Origin of the sequence: Pseudomonas sp. 50_B (genome assembly GCF_017491625.1) — a bacterium.
Taxonomy (GTDB): Bacteria; Pseudomonadota; Gammaproteobacteria; order Pseudomonadales; family Pseudomonadaceae; genus Aquipseudomonas; species Aquipseudomonas danubii.
Genome location: NZ_JAFGYX010000158.1, coordinates 1 through 449, shown reverse-complemented (window position 1 = coordinate 449; position 449 = coordinate 1). Strand labels below are relative to the sequence as shown.

Below are 449 nucleotides of genomic sequence, written 5' to 3'. Positions count from 1 at the left end.
GCGACGCTCTGCACGTAGCCCGATGCGGGCGCGCGCAGGCGAGCCCGTGGATCGCGCTCGATGCGCTCGACGGCGGCGCGGTGATGCACTTCAAGATGGGCGGCGCGCCGTCGCAATGGGGCGCGGGCGAGGCGCCGCCGTCGTTCGGCGTGCCGGTCGCGCGCGATGTGGCGGACAGCTTCAACAATCGCGGCATCAGCGCGGACGGCGCGACGAACGCCGACGGCCAGGGCGCCGATTTCGACGGCAGCCTGTTCAGCTACTCGGCGAACGCGCTCGCGCAGGCGGGCGTGCGGCCCGGCGCGCCGTTCACGTACGGCGGCGCGAGCTTCGTGCTCGGCGGCGCGTCGTCGCTCGACAATGCGGTGGCGGTCGGGCAGACCGTGATGCTGCCGCCGGGCTCGGCGGGCACGAGTGTCGTCGTGCTCGGCGCGTCGAACAACGGGCCC

At 74.4% G+C, this 449-nt stretch carries 1 protein-coding gene; it reads left to right on the top strand.

The genetic code is table 11. The annotated features are described in order from the left end of the window. Positions 1-449, top strand: a 449-nt coding sequence (locus J5M73_RS31395; RefSeq protein WP_207816965.1) for a hypothetical protein, incomplete at both ends; no start/stop codon positions are given.